This window comes from Paenibacillus sp. OT2-17 (assembly GCF_009827695.1).
Classification (GTDB): Bacteria; Bacillota; Bacilli; order Paenibacillales; family Paenibacillaceae; genus Paenibacillus; species Paenibacillus polymyxa_B.
Genome location: NZ_WUDQ01000452.1, coordinates 1 through 3056, shown reverse-complemented (window position 1 = coordinate 3056; position 3056 = coordinate 1). Strand labels below are relative to the sequence as shown.

Below are 3056 nucleotides of genomic sequence, written 5' to 3'. Positions count from 1 at the left end.
CCCGCATTTGTACAAGGCTTCTCAGGGAGATATGCGCAAGCTGGATCTGGCCGACGTTATTTTTTATAACGGGTTGCATCTGGAAGGAAAAATGCAGGACATTCTGGAGAAAATCAGCAAGCAAAGACCCGTCATATCCGTGTCCAAAAACGTCGCCCAGGATCACTTGCGTGCAGGTAGCCCGGAAATGGGATCTGAGCATGATCCACATATCTGGTTTAACGTACAGAATTGGATGTCTGCGGTAGAAACCGTCAGAGATGAATTGTCGGCGCTAGACGCTGTTCATGCGGAGGAATATAAGGCCAACGCAGAAAGCTATCTTACTGAGCTGCGAGAGCTGGATGATTACACGAGAGAGCAGATTGCCAGTATACCGGAAGCCCAGCGCGTGCTTGTCACGGCACATGATGCTTTCGGCTATTTCGGAGATGCCTACCACATTCAAGTGAGAGGACTTCAAGGTATGAGCACAGAATCAGAAGCGGGTTCTCAAGATGTGACCAAGCTGCGAGATTATCTGGTCGAACATAAAATCAAGGCTATATTCGTAGAATCTAGTGTTCCGAGAAAGGCCATAGATGCGGTTATTCAGGGGGCCGCTCAGCAAGGTCATATAATTAAGGTCGGTGGCGAGCTGTATTCGGATGCCATGGGTGAAGAGGGCACAGAAGATGGAACATATATTGGAATGGTCAAGCATAACGTCAATACGATTGTTAAAGCTCTTAAATAAGGAGGCAAAGATACATGGGGCATTCACCACTTGTCGTTCGTGATTTATCGGTAGCTTATCAAAAAAAGCCCGTTTTGTTCGATGTTTCCTTTGAGGTGCCGGAAGGCAAGCTGATTGGTATTATCGGCCCGAATGGGGCTGGGAAATCTACACTGATCAAGGCAGCGCTTGGACTGATTCCAAAGCTTAGGGGCGAGGTGCTGGTCTATGGCAAGCCCTACAAGCAACAGCTACTCAAGGTTGGCTATGTACCACAGCGGGAGTCGGTGGATTGGGATTTTCCGACGAACGCATTGGATGTGGTTATGATGGGACGGTATGGCAGATTGGGCTGGTTTAAGCGTCCGGGAGCAGCAGATCGTCAGGCTGCGATGGAGAGTTTGGACAAGGTTGGAATGAGCAAATATGCAGACAGGCAGATTAGTCAATTGTCTGGCGGTCAGCAACAACGTGTTTTTTTAGCCAGAGCACTTGCGCAGGATGCTCAGCTTTATTTTATGGATGAACCGTTTGTCGGTGTGGACGCTGCAACAGAAAAAGCCATTATTTCATTGCTCAATGATCTGAAACAGCAGGGTAAAACCGTGCTTGTCGTTCATCATGATTTATCTACAGTCACGGATTATTTTGATCAGGTTATGCTGTTGAACGGGCATCTGATGGCGTTTGGAGAGACGACAGATATTTTTACCGAGGAAAATCTGCAGCGTACGTATGGCGGACGTCTGAGTATACTCAAAACAGGCACGGATTCCGGTACGATACTCGGAGTGAGGTGAGCGGTATGACAAGCTTGGCAACGCTTTTGACCGACCCAAACATGCAGTGGATTTTGCTGGGCTGCATTTTGCTCGGTTTAAGCAGCGGGGTAATTGGCAGTTTTATGTATTTGCGCAAGCAGTCGCTCATGGGAGATGCTTTGGCACATGCGGCTTTGCCGGGGGTATGTGTGGCTTTTATGATCACAGGTACAAAATCCGTGTTTGGATTTATGATTGGGGCCGCCATTGCAGGGATTGTTGCGACCTTTGCCATCAGTGCGTTAACCCGGTATTCGCGAATTAAAAGCGATTCCGCGATTGCAGCGGTGCTGTCCGTGTTTTTTGGCTTCGGCATTATGCTGTTGACCGAAATCCAGCATAGTGGCGCAGGAAACCAAAGCGGGTTGGATAAATTTCTATTTGGTCAAGCTGCGGCAATGGTATTGTCTGATGTCTATACGATGGCGGTAATTTCGGTGGTACTCATCGGAATATGTATATTATTTTTCAAGGAATTTAAGCTGCTCAGCTTTGATCCCGGCTTTGCCCGCGGTCTTGGTTTTCCGGCAGGTTTGCTGGATAAGTTGTTGATGCTATTGATTGTCATTGCGGTGGTTGCTGGCATTCAGGCCGTGGGAGTCATTATGATGGCTGCTCTGCTGATTACCCCGGCCGTGTCGGCAAGATACTGGACAGAGAAGCTGGGTGTCATGGTATGCCTATCAGGCTTGTTTGGTGCTATAGCAGGCCTTGGTGGGACGGTCATCAGCTCTCTGGGACAAAATCTGCCTACAGGACCGTTATGCGTGTTGTGTGCGACTGTGGTGTTTGGAGTGAGCTTGATTTTTGCGCCGCAGCGCGGGATGATCTCCAAGGCTATCGTTCGGTTGAACGCCAGAAAAAATCTGGAGCAGACAGTCGGTACACAGCCAAGGGAGGAGCGTGCCCTATGAGTTCATTTTATGTAATTTTGACGGGAATGTTAGTGGCAGGGGGATGCAGTATCGTTGGGTGCTTTCTCGTGCTCCGAAAAATGGCTATGATCGGTGATGCAATCAGTCATGCGGTACTGCCGGGGATTGTCATTGCCTTTCTCATCAGCGGATCGAGGGATTCGGTGTGGATGATGTTTGGTGCGGCTGTGCTGGGTCTTTTAACGGTGTACCTGATTCAGCTATTCCAACAAAGCGGTCTTCAAAGTGATGCTGCCATTGGCGTGGTGTTTACGACATTGTTTGCTATCGGTGTTTTGCTGATCAGTGTGTTTGCTTCGAATGCCCATCTGGATATGGATCACGTTTTGTATGGGGAAATTGCTTATGTGCCGTGGAATACGTTAGAAATAGCCGGCTTCAATGTCGGTCCGAGGGCTGTGTGGATTACGGGCGTGATGTTTTTGATCAATTTGCTCGTGATAGGGGGCTTTTTCAAGCAATTTAAAATCACTTCCTTCGATCCCGCCTTGGCAGCTTCATTAGGCATTCCAGTTGTTTTATTTCATTATCTACTGATGAGTCTCGTCTCACTAACGACGGTGGCGTCATTTGAGAGCGTGGGTG

4 protein-coding genes are annotated in these 3056 nt (G+C 48.5%); all 4 read left to right on the top strand.

Features of this window, described 5'->3' with window-relative positions; translation table 11 throughout:
• Positions 1-736: metal ABC transporter solute-binding protein, Zn/Mn family (locus GRP75_RS22930; protein WP_160790458.1), on the top strand; the 736-nt coding region annotated here is incomplete at its 5' end.
• Between the two features lie 14 nt (positions 737-750).
• Positions 751-1515 carry a metal ABC transporter ATP-binding protein gene (locus GRP75_RS22925; RefSeq protein ID WP_160790457.1) on the top strand — a complete coding sequence of 255 codons (765 nt, stop codon included), beginning with the start codon at positions 751-753 and terminating at the stop codon, positions 1513-1515.
• A 5-nt stretch (positions 1516-1520) separates the two neighbouring features.
• On the top strand, positions 1521-2450 hold the full coding sequence (locus GRP75_RS22920; protein WP_028543034.1) for a metal ABC transporter permease: 930 nt from the start codon (positions 1521-1523) through the stop codon (positions 2448-2450).
• Positions 2447-3056 (top strand): metal ABC transporter permease (locus GRP75_RS22915; protein ID WP_160790456.1); only part of this gene is annotated, 610 nt, incomplete at its 3' end. The genes GRP75_RS22920 and GRP75_RS22915, both read left to right, overlap by 4 nt.

What these genes read in the sequence shown, in the direction of transcription:
- GRP75_RS22925 (WP_160790457.1), top strand. Translation starts at nt 751, where the DNA reads ATGGGGCATTCACCACTTGTCGTTCGTGATTTATCGGTAGCTTATCAA.
- GRP75_RS22920 (WP_028543034.1), top strand. Translation starts at nt 1,521, where the DNA reads ATGACAAGCTTGGCAACGCTTTTGACCGACCCAAACATGCAGTGGATT.